Annotated in this window: 12 protein-coding genes; 6 read left to right on the top strand and 6 right to left on the bottom strand. The window is 63.0% G+C overall.

What is annotated here, in order from left to right:
- Nucleotides 1–36: 36 nt before the first annotated feature.
- Nucleotides 37–1974, bottom strand: coding sequence for an alkaline phosphatase PhoX (locus EDF71_RS02485; protein ID WP_133855064.1), 1938 nt, complete (start codon nt 1972–1974; stop codon nt 37–39).
- A gap of 503 nt (nt 1975–2477) precedes the next feature.
- Here EDF71_RS02485 and EDF71_RS02480 point away from each other — a divergent pair.
- From EDF71_RS02480 to EDF71_RS02470, 3 genes are read left to right on the top strand one after another with little or no spacing between them, the layout of a single operon-like run.
- Complete coding sequence (locus EDF71_RS02480; protein WP_133855063.1) at nt 2478–4400, top strand: PrkA family serine protein kinase; 1923 nt, start codon at nt 2478–2480, stop codon at nt 4398–4400.
- Nucleotides 4401–4457: 57 nt separating this feature from the next.
- Nucleotides 4458–5729 carry a YeaH/YhbH family protein gene (locus EDF71_RS02475; protein WP_133855062.1) on the top strand — a complete coding sequence of 424 codons (1272 nt, stop codon included), beginning with the start codon at nt 4458–4460 and terminating at the stop codon, nt 5727–5729.
- Nucleotides 5726–7354, top strand: coding sequence for a SpoVR family protein (locus EDF71_RS02470; RefSeq protein ID WP_133855061.1), 1629 nt, complete (start codon nt 5726–5728; stop codon nt 7352–7354). Before EDF71_RS02475 ends, EDF71_RS02470 begins: the two co-directional genes overlap by 4 nt.
- A gap of 4 nt (nt 7355–7358) precedes the next feature.
- On the opposite strand, the gene EDF71_RS02465 is transcribed toward EDF71_RS02470, so the two are convergent.
- From EDF71_RS02465 to EDF71_RS02455, 3 genes are read right to left on the bottom strand one after another with little or no spacing between them, the layout of a single operon-like run.
- Nucleotides 7359–7859: a rod shape-determining protein gene (locus EDF71_RS02465; protein WP_133855060.1), complete on the bottom strand. Its 501-nt coding sequence runs from the start codon at nt 7857–7859 to the stop codon at nt 7359–7361.
- The gene (locus EDF71_RS02460) at nt 7859–9103 is read right to left on the bottom strand and encodes a multifunctional CCA addition/repair protein (RefSeq protein WP_133855059.1); all 1245 of its coding nucleotides are present in this window, start codon (nt 9101–9103) and stop codon (nt 7859–7861) included. Before EDF71_RS02460 ends, EDF71_RS02465 begins: the two co-directional genes overlap by 1 nt.
- A 9-nt stretch (nt 9104–9112) precedes the next feature.
- Complete coding sequence (locus tag EDF71_RS02455) at nt 9113–9979, bottom strand: MurR/RpiR family transcriptional regulator (RefSeq protein ID WP_133855058.1); 867 nt, start codon at nt 9977–9979, stop codon at nt 9113–9115.
- A gap of 212 nt (nt 9980–10191) precedes the next feature.
- Here EDF71_RS02455 and EDF71_RS02450 point away from each other — a divergent pair, with 212 nt between their 5' ends.
- Together EDF71_RS02450 and EDF71_RS02445 are read left to right on the top strand one after the other, a co-directional pair.
- On the top strand, nt 10192–11031 hold the full coding sequence (locus EDF71_RS02450; RefSeq protein ID WP_243854157.1) for an amino acid ABC transporter substrate-binding protein: 840 nt from the start codon (nt 10192–10194) through the stop codon (nt 11029–11031).
- A gap of 222 nt (nt 11032–11253) precedes the next feature.
- Complete coding sequence (locus EDF71_RS02445; protein WP_133855056.1) at nt 11254–12300, top strand: hypothetical protein; 1047 nt, start codon at nt 11254–11256, stop codon at nt 12298–12300.
- A gap of 75 nt (nt 12301–12375) precedes the next feature.
- On the opposite strand, the gene EDF71_RS02440 is transcribed toward EDF71_RS02445, so the two are convergent.
- A complete protein-coding gene (locus EDF71_RS02440) occupies nt 12376–13059 on the bottom strand; it encodes a glutathione S-transferase family protein (RefSeq protein ID WP_133855055.1) in 684 nt (227 codons plus the stop codon).
- Between the two features lie 82 nt (nt 13060–13141).
- Entirely contained in the window at nt 13142–13723 is a 582-nt protein-coding gene (locus tag EDF71_RS02435; RefSeq protein WP_133855054.1) for a 5-formyltetrahydrofolate cyclo-ligase, read from the bottom strand.
- A gap of 392 nt (nt 13724–14115) precedes the next feature.
- Between EDF71_RS02435 and EDF71_RS02430 the strand changes: the two genes are divergently transcribed.
- On the top strand, nt 14116–16032 hold the full coding sequence (locus EDF71_RS02430; RefSeq protein WP_133855247.1) for a lytic transglycosylase domain-containing protein: 1917 nt from the start codon (nt 14116–14118) through the stop codon (nt 16030–16032).
- The last annotated feature ends 2 nt before the right edge of the window (nt 16033–16034 follow it).

Here is a 16034-nt window from a genome sequence, read left to right as displayed (position 1 = left end):
AGAGCGCGCGAGTGGCCACGCGCTCTCTGCATGCACTTACAGCTTCACAGCTTGCGGGGTGCCGGTCAGGTAACCCACCGAGGCGCCAAACTTGTTCTTGTAGTTGGCGTTGATCAGCGGATCGAGCTGGTCCTTGATCTTGGCGTGCAGCGCGCTCCAGTCACCAGGGTGCTGGAAGTTGCTCATGATGTAGGTCCAGCCGTTGGCTTCGTCCACGGCGTGCAGGCCGGTGGATTCGGCACCCGCAGGCGTCGACAGGATGCGCGACAGTTGCTTGGTGTCGGCGTTGTAGGCCCACAGGAAGTTGTTCACGTGGTTGCCGCTGTCTTCGCCGATGAACAGGGTGCGCATCTTTTCGGAGAACTTCAGGTTGTCCGGGCTGGCGATCTTGTCGGGGTTGGAGGTGTTGCCCAGTGCGTCAGCGGCAATGTCCTCGCCCATCATCAGCATGTGCGATTGCTGTGGCACCCATTCGCTGTTGATAGTGGCGCCTTGGCGGTCCTTGATGCCGCCGCCCAGATTGTGGGCCAGCACGCCGCCGGCCTTCACGGTCTTGGGGAAGGTCACGTTGTGCTTGGCATTCCAGGCCTTGTCACCGTTGATCATCGAGGTCTGGATGTTGGCCAGTGCCGAGTAGGCAACCTTGTCCTTGATGTTGACGGTGGTGCCTTCCATCTTGGTGAAGGCCATCGAGCCGCCAACCAGGTTGGCGTAGCGGTGGGTTTCCAGGAAAGCGGCAGCCTTTTCCATGCCGGGCTTGAGCTTGAGCCAGGCGGCCTTGCCGTCCAGGAACACCGCGGTGTAGCTGGGGTCCTGTGGGTCGGCAGTCAGCGACTCCATGATGTCGCTGGGCTTGAGGCTGTTGGCCAGCGCTTCGATCTCGGCGCTGGTGGCGTGGCCCAGGTGGATCCACTCCATCTTGGCGGTCGAGGTGTCGGTCAGCACGTCGGTGTAATGCGCGACGTACAGGTTGCCGGCGGACAGGTCTTTTTCCTTGTCGGCCACGAACATGAACAGACCACCGTTGGTGTAGTCATCACCCATCAGCGCGGTGCGGTTGTCGGGCATCACATGGATCAGCTCGTGCGAGATGCGACCCAGGCAGTAATGCTTCTTGACCGTGCCGGTGCCGTCCTTGTTGACGGTGATTTCTGGCAGGTGGCCGTAGTGGTAAGGGTTGGCCGTGGTTTCGTTGCCGTACACGTGCTTGCTGAAGGCCTTGAACTGGGCCGAGCTGGCAGCGGTGAAGGCATCGGGTTCGTACTCTTCGCTGGACAGGTGGGTGTTCCAGGGCGAGAGGCTGGCGCCGCAGGTGATCCACAGGCCGTGGGCCTTGGACATGTCCACGTTGTGGTACTTGACCAGGCTCAGCTTGCCGGTGTCCTGGTCTTGGTCCAGGGTCAGCACGGCGATGGGCGAAGGCAGGGTGCCGTAGGCATCGGCGCCGGACTGGTCTTTGGAGGTGTACTCGAACTGCACCACGGCAAACACGGGCTTGCCCTTGACGCCGTCCACCTTGGCATCGGCGACCTGGATGATCGAGGAGCCATCGGGGCAGTCGGAGAAGAAGTGGCGCTCGCTGCCAGCCACGGAGTTGTCCATGATCGGCTGGTTGTTGATGTCGTAGTAGCCGCCAGCCAGGATCTTGCCGCCCTTGCCGTCGGCAACCATGTCGCCGGTCACGAAGAAGGACTCATAGGCCAGCGCCACTTCGCGCTTGCTGTCGTCGGCGTACAGGATGGTCATCACAGCCGTGGTCGAGGTCGTCGCCATCGCTGCGGGGTTGGTCAGGTTGGGCGCTGCCATGTTGGAGAAGCTCACCGACTTGAACGCGGCCGTTGGGCCATCGTCGTCACCACCGCCGCCACAGGCGGTCAGCAGGCCTGCTGCAGACAGGGAGCCGGACAAAGGCAGCAATGGTGCGCTGCCCAGAAATTGCAAAAGACGGCGACGCGAGGTCAGCACTGCGCTCATATCGGTAACTCCGTGGGGTGTTATGTAGTGTTGGATGCACCACAGAGGCCCATGAGAGATCCGGGCCAACATACTCTGTGGTGCGCAGCGAGTATCGGCGGCGACCATGGCAGAGGCATGACGCTGTTGTGTCGTTTTTATGACGATGCAGGCGGGGCGCCTTGCCGTCTTCAGCCGCCAAATGGGGCCATTGCGGCCATGCGGGGAGGGTGCGGCTGCGCGCTGCTGAGAGGGTGGGAAAGTGTATCGGAGACCGGCGCGGCTGCTGGCGCCGTAACCAGAAATATTGCCTGCATTGTGGTCATCCGTGTGTAGGACATGTGATCTGGTCAAAGCGCCGCTAAGGTGCTAAAACCAAGTCACGATAACGGTTGCCTAGGGAGGCTCTGCAAAACCCTCGCCAAATGGTATGGACGCATTCCGACCACGGCAGAGAGTTTTGCAGAGGGGTCCTAACAAGTTTGCGGCACGGTCAGCCCCTTTGGTGCCGCCACGGAGGTCGTATGGATGTCATCAGCAACTCTGCCGCCCGCTACGTGCGCCTGCGCGAAGAGGAAATGTCGCTCGACGAGTTTCTTGCTTTGTGCCAGCGCGACCCGATGGTCTACGAGGGCGCCGCACACCGCATGCTCGCGGCGATCGGCGAGCCGGAGATGATCGACACCCGCAACGATCCCCACCTCTCGCGCCTGTTTGCCAACAAGGTGATCCGCCGCTACCCCGCATTTGCCGAGTTCTATGGCATGGAAGACTCCATCGAGCAGGTGGTGAGCTTCTTCCGCCATGCTGCACAGGGATTGGAAGAGCGCAAGCAGATCCTCTACCTGCTGGGCCCGGTGGGGGGCGGAAAGAGCTCCATCGCCGAGCGCCTGAAATACCTGATGCAGAAGGTGCCGTTCTACTCGCTCAAGGGCTCGCCGGTCAATGAGTCGCCACTGGCACTTTTCGACCCGATCGAGGACGGTCCGGTGCTCGAAGAGCAGTTCGGCATTCCGCGCCGCTGCCTCAACCATGTGCTCTCGCCCTGGGCGGTCAAGCGGCTCGATGAATACGGTGGCGATATCCGCCAGTTCCGGGTCGTCAAGCGTTACCCCAGCATCTCGCGCCAGGTGGGCGTGGCCAAGACCGAGCCGGGCGACGAGAACAACCAGGACATTTCCAGCCTGGTCGGCAAGGTCGATATCCGCAAGCTGGAGAACTTTGCCCAGGACGACACCGATGCCTACAGCTACTCGGGCGGCCTGTGCCTGGCCAACCAGGGCCTGCTGGAGTTTGTCGAAATGTTCAAGGCGCCGATCAAGGTGCTGCACCCCTTGCTGACCGCCACCCAGGAAGGCAATTACAAGGGCACCGAAGGCTTTGGCGCCATCCCCTTTGATGGCATGGTGCTGGCCCACAGCAATGAGAGCGAGTGGAAGGCCTTCCGCAACAACCGCAACAACGAGGCTTTTCTCGATCGGGTCTATATCGTCAAGGTGCCGTACTGCCTGCGGGTATCGGAGGAAGTGCGCATCTACGAAAAGCTGATTCGCGAATCCTCGCTGGCCAGCGCGGTCTGCGCGCCCGGCACCTTGAAGATGATGGCGCAGTTTGCGGTGCTCACACGGCTCAAGGAGCCCGAGAACTCCAGCATCTTCAGCAAGATGCAGGTCTACGACGGCGAAAGCCTCAAGGACACCGACCCGCGCGCCAAGAGCTACCAGGAGTACCGCGACTACGCCGGGGTTGACGAGGGCATGTCCGGCATCTCCACCCGCTTTGCGTTCAAGATCCTGTCCAAGGTCTTCAACTACGACAGCACCGAGGTGGCGGCCAACCCGGTGCACCTGATGTATGTGCTGGAGCAGCAGATCGAGCGCGAGCAGTTCCCCGCCGAGCTGGAGACCAAGTACACCGGCTACATCAAGGAGTACCTGTCACCTCACTACGCCGAGTTCATCGGCAAGGAAATCCAGACGGCCTATCTGGAAAGCTACAGCGAGTACGGCCAGAACATCTTTGACCGCTATGTCACCTATGCCGACTACTGGATCCAGGACAGTGAGTACCGCGACACCGACACCGGCGAGGTGTTCGACCGCAATGCGCTCAATGCCGAGCTGGAGAAGGTGGAAAAGCCCGCCGGCATCGCCAATGCGAAGGATTTCCGCAACGAGATCGTCAACTTCGTGCTGCGCGCGCGTGCCAACAACCAGGGCAAGAACCCCAGCTGGACCAGTTACGAGAAGCTGCGCCTGGTGATCGAGAAGAAGATGTTCTCCAACACCGAAGAGCTGCTACCCGTCATCAGCTTCAACGCCAAGGCCAGTGCCGAGGATGCACGTAAGCACGAAGACTTTGTCACCCGCATGGAAGCCAAGGGCTACACGCCCAAGCAGGTGCGCCTGCTGTGCGAGTGGTACCTGCGTGTGCGCAAGAGCAGCTGACGCAGACTAGAACGGCGCGCCGGCACCGAACGAGCCGGGTCATGGATGGGGGCATAGATGGCATTGCAAATCATCGACCGCAGGCTCGCCGGCAAGAACAAGTCGGTGGGCAACCGCGAGCGCTTTGTGCGCCGCTACAAGACGCAGATTGCCGACGCGGTGCGCCGCGCCGTGGCCAAGCGCGATATCCGCCATATCGAGCAGGCCGAGAACATCACCATTCCGCGCAAAGACATCCAGGAGCCCATCTTTCACCATGGGCAAGGGGGTGTGCGCGACACCGTGCACCCGGGCAACACCGAGCATGTGCGGGGTGACCGCATTGCGCGGCCCCAGGGCGGCGCGGGCGGTGGTGGTGGCTCCCAGGCCAGTGACAGCGGGGAGGGTGAGGACGACTTTACCTTTACCCTGACCAAGGAAGAGTTCATGGAGCTCTTCTTTGAAGACCTGGCCTTGCCGCGCCTGCTGCGCACCCATATCGCCAGCACCTTGCAGTACAAGACGCGCCGGGCCGGCTACAGCCACGACGGCACGCCGCACAACCTGGCCGTGCTGCGCACCATGCGCGGCGCGCTAGGCCGGCGCATTGCGCTGACCAAGGCGCCCAACCGCGAGCTCAAGGAACTGCAAGATGCGCTGGCAGACCTGCTGGCGCAGGATGACGGCACCAGCGAAGCAGTGGCCGAGCTGCAGCAGCGCATTGCCGGGCTGCAGGCGCGCATGGGCAAGGTAGCCTTTCTGGATCCGCTGGACCTGCGCTTTCGCAGCCGCACCAAGGTGCCCGAGCCCAGCAGCCAGGCGGTGATGTTCTGCGTGATGGATGTCTCGGGCTCGATGGACCAGTCGCGCAAGGACCTGGCCAAGCGCTTCTTCATCCTGCTCTACCTGTTTCTCACCCGCCATTACGAGAAGATCGAGATCGTCTTCATCCGCCACCACACCCAGGCGGCCGAGGTGGGCGAGGACGAGTTCTTCCATTCCACCGAAAGCGGCGGCACCGTGGTCAGCAGCGCGCTGGTGCTGCTTGACCAAGTCATCAGCGCACGCTACCCGGTGGCGGACTGGAACATCTACGTGGCCCAGGCCAGTGACGGCGACAACTTTGGCGACGATGGCGGCAACTGCCGCAACCTGCTGGCGGAAAAGATCCTGCCGTTGGCGCGCTACTTTGCCTATGTGCAGGTGGCCCCGGATGAGCAAAGCCTCTGGCAGGAGTACAGCCAGTTGCTGCCGCTGTTCCCGCATTTCGCGATGCGCAAGGTGGCGGAGCCCGGTGATATCTACCCGGTGTTCCGCGATCTGTTCAAGAAGGAAGGGGTAACGGTATGAACCCGTCGCAATACCCCGTGCTCGCACGGCGCAAGGGCTCCCCGCATTGGAAAGTGCCGTTTTCCGGAGACCGCTCCCAGCGCGATGTGCCGGCCACGCCCCGGCCTGCGGGCCAGCGCCCGAACCAGCCCTTGCCCGACCCGAGCGACTGGACCTTCGAGCTGATCGAGCGCTACCACGCCGCGATTGCCGCGACGGCCGAGCGCTATGGGCTGGATACCTACCCGAACCAGCTGGAGGTGATCTCGGCGGAGCAGATGATGGACGCCTATGCCAGCGTCGGCATGCCCGTGGGCTACCGGCACTGGAGCTATGGCAAGGAGTTTCTGGCCACCGAGCGCCGCTACCGCCGCGGCCATATGGGCCTGGCCTATGAGATCGTCATCAACTCCAACCCCTGTATCAGCTATCTGATGGAGGAAAACACCACCGCCATGCAGGCGCTGGTGATTGCCCATGCGGCCTATGGGCACAACAGCTTCTTCAAAGGCAATTACCTGTTTGGCATGTGGACAGATGCGGGCAGCATCATTGACTACCTGGTGTATGCGCGCGACTTCATCGCGCAGTGCGAAGAGAAGCACGGTATTGACACGGTGGAGCAGTGGCTGGATTCCTGCCATGCGCTGGCCAACCTGGGAGTGGACCGCTACCGCCGCCCCTCCAAGAAGACTCTGGCGCGCGAGCGTGCCGAGCGCGAGCAGCGTGAGGCCTATGCCCAGCAGCAGGTCAACGAGCTGTGGCGCACCTTGCCGGCCCGCCCGGACAAGAACAGCCCGGCCCAGCACCATGAGCGCTTTCCCAAGGAGCCGGAAGAGAACCTGCTGTACTTCATCGAGAAGAACGCCCCGCTGCTGGAGCCATGGCAGCGCGAGGTGGTGCGCATTGTGCGCAAGATTGCCCAGTACTTCTACCCGCAGCGCCAGACCCAGGTGATGAACGAGGGCTGGGCCACCTTCTGGCATTACACCTTGCTCAACACCTTGTATGACGAGGGCTGGCTCACCGATGGCGTGATGATCGAATGGCTGTCGTCGCACACCAATGTGATCTACCAGCCGCCTGCCGGCCACCGCGCCTACAGCGGCATCAACCCCTATGCGCTGGGCTTTGCAATGTACCGCGACATCCAGCGCATCTGCGAGCACCCGACCGACGAAGACCGGCGCTGGTTCCCCGATCTGGCCGGCACGCCCTGGCTGCCGGCGCTGCACCATGCCATGCAGAACTACAAGGACGAGAGCTTTGTCGGCCAGTACCTGAGCCCCAAGCTGATGCGCGACATGCGCCTGTTCTCCATCCATGACGACGCCAGCGAACGCGAGCTGCTCGTCAGCGCCATCCACAACGAAGACGGCTACCGCAACCTGCGCCAGACCCTGTCACAGCAGTACGACCTGGGCGCGCGCGAGCCCAATATTCAGGTCTGGAACGTGAACCTGCGCGGCGACCGCTGCCTGACCCTGCGCCACACCCAGTACCAGGGCCGCCCGCTGTCAGATGATGTGCAGGAAGTGCTCAAGCATGCCGCGCGGTTGTGGGGCTTTGGGGTGCAGCTGGAAAGCGTCAACGGCGATGGCGATGTGCCGGTGCTGCTGCATTCGGTGCCAGCACCACCGGCTTGAAGGCCTAGCCGAGGACAGGCCAATCTCGCAGCAGCTTTTGAATATCTTCCTCGTCCGCCAGGGGGTCAATCAGATCCACCTTGCGGGCGCCACAGCGCTCACCGAGCTCGCGCCAGGCGCGTTGCTCGACCTGGGTCATACGCCCAACCGCCTGGGCAGGCGAAGGGCAAGGGTGCAATAGCAAGTGTGCTGCAGGGCTGAACCAGCGCTGTGTACGCTTGCGATAGGACCGTATGGCATGTTTCAGAAACACTTCAGCCACCAAATAATCGCTGATCAGGCAGCGCGGGTGATCAAAAGGTTCGCGCAAAAACGCAGCTGTAGTTTGTGCCACGGCCAGTCTTGCTGTCGCTCCCAAGGCCAGGATCTGGGTTTTGGGGCCGGCAACCAACGCAATGATGGCCTCATCGCTCCATACCAAATCGCTGTTGCTGCTGCGGATCTCGACCGCATCAGGGGCGATGCGCACATACAGCGCAGGTACCCATCTGTCTCCAAATGCCATCAGGCCTCCACGGCCAAGGCCTGTGCCACCGCCTGGCAGCGCGCCTCATGCACCATCGCGCCAATCTCGGCACCTTTGCGGCCGGTGCGGGCGGCGCGTTCTGCCACCTCCTTGGTGCTGACGGCCTGCGCGGCGGTCAGCAGGCGCAATAGCTGCGCGCGTTGCGGATAGGGTTCGTCTTCCAGACCCAGCCGCCCCTGCGCATCGCACTGGCAGGCCAGCAGCGCCTGCGTAAAGCGTTCGGGTTTGCGAAAGGCGTCGCAGCGCTCCAGCAGGCGCACCACGGCAGCGGCGGCAATGCCGGAGCTGCGGTGGATATTGCCGTGCTCGGCGGCGACCATCAGCGCCAGCTCGGCGCAGTCGCTGGGCACGCGCAGGCGCTGTTGTACCTGGCGGGCCAGGTCGACGCTGCGCTCCTCATGGCCGATGTGGCGGGGCAGCACATCGGCTGGTGTCGTGCCTTTGCCCAGGTCATGCGCCAGGCAGGCCCAGCGCACGGGCAGCGGCGCATCCAGCTGGGCGGCGCGGTCCAGCACCATCATCACATGGATGCCGGTATCCACCTCGGGGTGGTAGTCGGCGCGCTGGGGAACGCCCCAGAGGCGGTCCAGCTCGGGCAGCAGGCGGGCGAGGGCGCCGCAATCGCGCAGCACCTCGAACATGCGTGAGGGCCGGGCCTCCATCAGGCCGCGTGCCAGCTCTTGCCAGACGCGCTCAGGCACCAGCGCATCGACCTCGCCGTCGGCGACCATCTGGCGCATCAAGGCAACGGTTTCTGGGGCGACGGAGAAGTCATGGAAGCGTGCCGCAAAGCGCGCCAGGCGCAAGATGCGCACGGGGTCTTCGCGGAAGGCATCGGTCACATGGCGCAGCACCCGGGCCTGTAGATCGGCCTGGCCGCCATAGGGGTCGGTGACGGGGTCGCTGCCATTCCAGTCGACCGGGGCGGCCATCGCATTGACGGTCAGGTCACGCCGGGCCAGGTCCTGCTCCAGGGTCACATCGGGCGAGGTAGCGATGCTGAAGCCCCGGTAACCCCGGCCGGACTTGCGCTCGGTGCGGGCCAGCGCATACTCCTCATGCGTGCGGGGATGCAGAAAGACCGGGAAATCCTTGCCGACCGGCACAAAGCCCTGGGCCAGCATGGCCTCGGGTGTGGAGCCCACGACCACCCAGTCGTGGTCATTCACCGGCAGCCCCAAGAGGCGGTCCCGCACTGCGCCGCCGACCATATAAGTTTTCATCCTGCGAGTTTACTTGCGTACCGGCTGCACATAGACGCCGCTGTCGTGCAGCTCGCCTTCGGCCGACTCGATGCGGGCCACCGCCTGCGGGCCTGCGCGGCTGACCAGCACTTCCAGCAGCGATTCCGACAGCGCCTGGGCAGCGGTGACGGAGGGAAAGAAGGAGGGGCTGTTGACCGCAAACAGCAGGGTCTCGTCGGCCGCCAGCGACAGCGGCGAGGCCAGGCTGTCGGTCAAGGCCAGTACCTTGCAGCCCCGCGCACGGGCCAGTTCCACCGCATGCACGGTTTCTTGCGAGTAGGGCGCAAAGCTGATGGCGACGAGCACATCGCCCTGGTCGATCGCGCGCAGCTGCATCTCGCGCACGCCGCCCATGCCTTCGAGCAGATGCACCGAGCGGCGAAACAGGCGGTAGACATAGACCAGCGAAAAGGCCACCGGAAAGCAGGCGCGCATGCCCATCACATGCACCTGGTCGGCCTTCTCCAGCAGCTTGGCGGCGGTCACCAGGCGCGCTGCACTGTGCTGCTCGGTCAGGTCGAGGTTGCTGCGCTGCATGGCAAACATCTCGGCGGTCAGCTGCTTGTCGCGCGCGCGGCCCATCAGGCTGCGGGCCCGCTCGCCATACTGGTTGCCCGCTTCGCTGGCCAGTCCCATGTCGGCGGTCAAGGCCTGCTTGAAGGGGTTCCATCCTTCAAAGCCGCAGGTCTGGGCAAAGCGCACCAAGGTAGTGGGCGGCACCTGGGCATGCTGGCCCACGGTGCGCATCGATTGCGTCACCACATCGTTGGGGTGGTCGAGCACATAGCGCGCCACTTGCTGCAGCGAGGGGCTCAGGGAGGCAAAGCGGTCTCGCAATTGGTCGATTACGCCCATGGCGGCGGGTCTTTCTTCAGATTTAGGGAAATCACGGGTAGCTATTGTGCGATATGGAACATATGATCCAAAAAAAATAAAAAAGGAGCAAAAGTTCTAAAACGCCGCAAGGCATTGGCCGGTACCGACGGGGTGCCAGGAGGATCATGGATATGCAAGGAAAAATGGGTGTGAAGCGCGCGGTGGCGCTGGCTGCGCTGGTGCTGGCTTCCATGGGCGCGATGGCGCAAAGCAGCAGCACACTGGACAAGATCAAGAGCTCGGGCGCCATCACCCTGGGCTACCGCGAGGCCTCGTTCGGCTTCTCCTACCTGGATGCCAACCTCAAGCCCATCGGCTACAGCATGGACATCTGCGCACACATCCTGGATGGGATCAAAACCAGGCTCCAGCTGCCGGAGCTGAAGGTGAACTACCAGGCCGTCACCTCGGCCAACCGCATTCCGCTGGTGCAAAACGGCACGGTGGATCTGGAATGCGGCTCAACCACCAACCTGGTGGAGCGCCAAAAGCAGGTGGCCTTCTCGCCGGACATCTTCCGCTACAACGTGCGCATGCTGGTCAAGAAGAGCTCGGGCATCAAGAGCATTGCCGATCTGCAGGGCAAGTCGGTCGCCACCACCACCGGCACCACCTCGTTCCGCCTGCTGCGCCAGGCCGACCGGGCCAGCAAGCTCGACATCACCAATGTGCCGGGCAAGGACCATACCGAGTCCTTCCTGCTGGTGCAGGGCGACAAGGCCGCCGCCTTTGTGCTGGACGACATCCTGCTGGCCGGCCAGATCGCCAATGCGCGTGATCCGCAGAACTACGAGATCGTGGGCGAGAGCCTGCGCACCGAGAACCAGGCGCTGATGCTGCGCAATGATGACCCTGCCTTCAAGCAGCTGGTGGACGATACCGTCTCGGGCCTGATGCAATCGGGCGAGATGGAAAAGCTCTACAACCGCTGGTTCATGTCGCCGATTGCGCCCAAGGGCATCAATATCAACTACCCGCTGAATGCCGAAACGCGCGATGCCTTTGCCAACCCCTCGTCCAAGGGCATCTAAGGGCATCTGAGCACAGAGGGAGCTCTTGTACATAGCGCCTAGCGATGGTTCGCCCATCGGTAGGCGCTTTTCTTTCCCCTCAGCGGATTCGCGCCTGGATCGCTGTTGAGCATTGATGTATTTGTTAGTCAGATAAGCGCTTTGCATAACCCGCACTTCCTCGCTATGCTGATCGGTTGGCCCAATGGGCTGATTCGAAATAAGACAAAGAGGGAGGGATTTATGTGGACAACCATTGGCGTGGTGCTGGTGACGATTGTATTGACGTTTGTCGGTCTGTTTGTGCTGCTCAAGTTCGGCATTCGCTGGTATTTTTCGCGCATGCTTAAGCATGTGCAGGCGCTGGGCAGCGCGCAGCAAGGCGTGGTGGCACGCATAACGATGCAGTTGGATAAGCTGCAGTTCAGCGACCCGCAGGTGCGGAAGCTGATGCAGGAGTTCAAGGCGCTGGGCTATGCATCGGCCGGGCGCTACTCGGTGGATGAAATGCCCGGAGTCAAGATCTGGGCGGGCACGCATCCGCAGAACGGCAGTCTGGCCTTGGTGCTGGAACTGGCAGACCGCTACTTCTCCGCCGATGTGGTCCGGTTTTATGAGAATGGCGCAGCGCTGGGTGCGGGCACCAACCCGGTGTTCCATGCTGAGCACTATCCCAGCCATGTGCAGTACCGCCAGTTTCCACGCGATACGGCCATGCAGGACCTGGCGCAGTGGCTGGACGCGCGGCCCTTGCAAGCTGCGGTGGTGCCGGCCACGCCCAAGAATCTGCGCCAGCTCAATGCCCGCATGTACGCGGAGATGATGGACTATCAGCTGTCCCAACCCATGCCCGGCCTGGAGGCCTGGAAGCGCATGGCTTTGCAGGATGCCGCCGCGATGGGCAGTACTGTGCCGACCTTGACCGAGCCGCAATGGCAGGCTGCCTACGATGCGCAGCGCGAGAGCCAGCAATCCGCTACCGAAGAGGCCCTGCAAGACCATGTCTTGCGCAGTGGCCAGGTGTCTGCCGCGCAGTGGCAGGCCATGTCCCATGAGCTGGTCTATGTCCATGCGCTGTTAGGTGCCGAAGAGGTTGCAGAGCGCGCACTGCGCCGCAGCGCCTTGACGACGGATGCCACCCAGGTGGAAGCGTTGCTGCGCCAGAACCTGGCGCATGCCGAGCTGTTTGAAGCGATCCAGCGCTTGCTGCCGGAAGACGAGCGTTTTGTCTACCTGATCAGCATCAATGCGCCGCTGGATGCGCGGGTGTACCGGCCCCAAGTGCTTTGACCACCAGGCGGCCGATGCCTGTGCTCTGGCACCCCAACAGCAAGGCGCCAGACACTGCGCAAAGGCCGGCGGTGCTCAGCGCTCCGCGCGGTAGGGCTCGTCCATCGCGACAAAATCCTGCTCGGCCAGCGCCGCATCGATCCAGGCCTTGACGCCTGGCAGCTGGTGCACGCGCTCGATATAGGCGGCGATCTCGCCGGGGATGGGCAGCTGGTAGGTTTTGAGGCGCGAGCACACCGGTGCGTAGTAGGCATCGGCAATGCTGAACTGGTCAAACAACATGGGGCCGCCATGCTGGGCCAGCAGGTGGCTCCACATGCTGCACAGGCGCTCGACATTCTTGCGCACGGCGGCATTATCGCGCCAGACGATCCGGCCCACCTCGGCCAGGTCGGCCTCAATGTTCATCGGGCAGGCGCTGCGCAGCGCCGTGAAGCCGCCATGCATTTCGGCGCAGATGCTGCGGGCGCTGGCGCGGGCCGCCTTGTCCTGGGGCCAGAGCTGCTTCTCTGGGTATTGCTCGGCCGCATATTCGGCAATCGCCAGGCTGTCCCAGACGCTGATATCGCCATCGCGCAGCAGCGGCACCGTGCCCGTGGGGCTGAGGGCCGTCATCGTGCGCTTGAACTCCGACTGGCTGTCAAAGCCGTCGAAACGGACAAACTTCTCTTCAAACGGAATGCCCGCCTGGCGCAGAAGCACCCAGGCGCGCATGGACCAGGACGAATAATTTTTGTTGCCGATATAAAGCTGCAGCATGATCTAGACCACTTGATGAATGAAGCTGATCTGCGCTTTATACCGTATGCGCGGCCCCACAAAGGACCGCCCGGGGGTCTGCTCAGGATTCGCCCAGGGGCCAGACCACGCCGTTGTCATTGAGGATGGCGTCCAGCGGCAGGTCATGGGCTTCGGGCTCGAAGTCATCGACAAAGCCATTGGTAAAGCCCAGCCCCACGGTGAAGGGGCGCGGCTCCAGGGCGGCCAGGGTGCGGTCATAAAAACCGCCGCCATAGCCCAGGCGGTAGCCACCCGGGCCATAGCCCACGCAAGGCACAAACAGCAGGGTGGGCACGACCAGCTCGGTATTTTGCGGCTTGGGGATGTCGTAGGCGTCCATCTCCATCGGGCAGCCGGGGTACCAGGCGTGGAAGCTCAAGGTCTTGTGCTGCTTGTTCACCACCGGCAGGGCGATGCGGCGCAGCTTGGGCTCGTCCATCAGCGCACCGTCTTCCTTCCAACGGTGCAGCGCGGGCAGCGGGTCGAACTCGCCCTTGATCGGCCAGTAGGCGCCGATCACGGCATCCTGGCGCTCCATCAGCCAAAAACGCAAGACTTGCTGGAGCTGTTCGGCGCGCTCCAGACGATCGGGCATATGCAGACGCTGTTCGATGAGCGCTTGGCGTACGGCTTTTTTATCCATTGCAAATATCCCTACAGAAACACGCTGGGTAAGCCATTCTGACAGCCAAAAGTGACGTTCCCAGCAAATTGACTACCGTGAAAACCAGATAGCTTTTTTACATATTGGGGCAGTTTCCGTAAGCGCATGTAAGAGGAGGCCGGGTATTGCAGCCTTTGGGACCGCTGACGCGTTAGGCGATGTGTATGATTTTAGGGATGACTTGGGCGCCGCTGGATAGCGCCGCTTTCTTGCAACCTGGAGCGGCTATGCCTCGGAATGTTCTTACCCCCTTGATGGCGGCCTTGTTGGCCTGTAGCGCGCTGCCGCTGGCTGCTCAGACGATTTTGCAGGGCGCAACGGCCGCGCCTGCGTCGATACAAACGCCTGTGCAACTGCAGTCGAGCCCGTCGATGAGCAGCGGCATGGTCAACGATGACGTGATCGTCGACATGCAGCAGGCCTTTCGCAAGCGCGAAAAAAGCAAGCTGACCCAGCTCTTGCCCGGCGCGCGCGGCCATGTGCTGGAGCCCTGGGCTGCGTACTGGGAGCTGCGCGCCCGCCTGAGCGAGGCCACGCAAGACGAAGTGCAGGCCTTTCTGACCCGCTGGGCTGGCACCTACCAGGAAGACCGTTTGCGCAACGACTGGCTGCGCCTCCTGGGCCAGCGCCGCGACTGGAGCAATTTTGATGCGATGTACCCGGCCTTCCGCATGGGTGATGACCGCGAGCTGCGCTGCTATGCGGCGGTGATCGATCTGGCCAAGGGGGGCCAACGCGATCCCTTGGCCGAGACCGTCAAGAGCAACTGGTATGCGCAGCGCGATTCGGAAGACGGCTGCAACCTGGCGGCCTCGGAGCTGTTCTCGGCCGGAGGTCTGCAGGCCGACGACATCTGGCGCCGTGCGCGCCAGACCATGGAGACGGGCCGACCCCGCGCCGCCCGCGCTGCGGTGGAGGTAGTGGCCCCCATGCAGCTGCCCGCCTTTGCGAGCATGCTGCAGTCGCCCAGCAAGTTTTTGACGAGCAAGGCCAAGACATCGTCCAAGGAACAGCAGGAGCTGGCCACCTTGGGTCTGATCAAGATCGCCGCGGACAACCCCGATGGCGCAGCCACCCTGATGGAAAGCCGCTGGAACGAGCTGCTGACGCAGCCGCGCCGCGACTGGGTCTGGGGGGTGATCGGCAAGACCCAGGCGACGCGCCTGTCGCCGGACGCGATGGCCAGCTTTGCCAAGGTGAGCAAGGAGTCCAACCTGAGCGACGACCTGCTGGCCTGGAAGACCCGTGCCGCACTACGTGCAGGCCAATGGCAGCAGGTACGCAAGAGCATTGAGGCCATGAGCGCCGAGGAGCGCGAAGACCCGACCTGGATGTACTGGCAGGCCAAGGCCTTGCAGGCGGGCCGCATCAGTGAGGCGCAGACCCAGCAGTCGCGCCAGCTGCTGCAGAAGATTGCAGGCTCGCAAGGCTTTTATGAACAGCTGGCGCAGGAGGAGCTGGGCCAGCCCATCGTCATCCCCTCGCAGCCGGTGGCCATCGATGCGCAGGCGCGTGAGTCGGTGCGCAGCAATGCAGGCCTGGCACGTGCGCTGTATGCGATCCAGCTGGGGCTGCGCAGCGAAGGCGTGCGCGAGTGGAACTACATGACCAATCTGCACCAGCGCGGCGGCATGGACGATGCCCAGCTGCTGGCTGCGGCCGAACTGGCCTGCCAGCGCCAGATCTGGGACCGCTGCATCAACACCAGCGAGCGCACCAAGACCGTGGTCGATGTAGGCCAGCGCTACCCCATGCCGTTCAAGGATGCGGTGGTCAGCCGCTCGCGCGAGATCGGGCTGGATCCCGCCTATGTCTATGGCCTGATCCGCCAGGAAAGCCGCTTCATCATGGATGCGCGCTCGGGCGTTGGTGCCTCGGGCCTGATGCAGATCATGCCGGCCACCGCCCGTTGGACGGCCCGCAAGATCGGCATGACCGATTTCACGCCCGCCAGCATCAACGACCGCGACACCAATATCACCTTGGGCACCGCCTACCTGAAGCTGGCGCTGGACGATTTCGATGGCTCGATGGCCCTGGCGGCGGCCGGCTACAACGCCGGCCCCGGCCGGCCGCGCAACTGGCGCAATGGCCCGGTGCTGGATGGCGCCATCTGGGCCGAAAACGTGCCCTTTGCCGAGACGCGTGACTATGTGAAAAAGGTGCTCTCCAACACCACCAGCTATGCCGCGATTCTGACCGGCCAGCCCCAGTCGCTGCGCGCGCGCCTGGGCTCGGTAGGCCCCAAGCCTGAGGGCGAACCGGATCTGTCCAAAGAGCTGCCTTGACC

This window comes from Comamonas sp. JUb58 (genome assembly GCF_004364775.1).
In the GTDB taxonomy this organism is placed as follows: Bacteria; Pseudomonadota; Gammaproteobacteria; order Burkholderiales; family Burkholderiaceae_C; genus Comamonas.
Note: the sequence above shows the minus strand (reverse complement) of the source record. Positions and strands in the feature narration are given on the sequence as shown.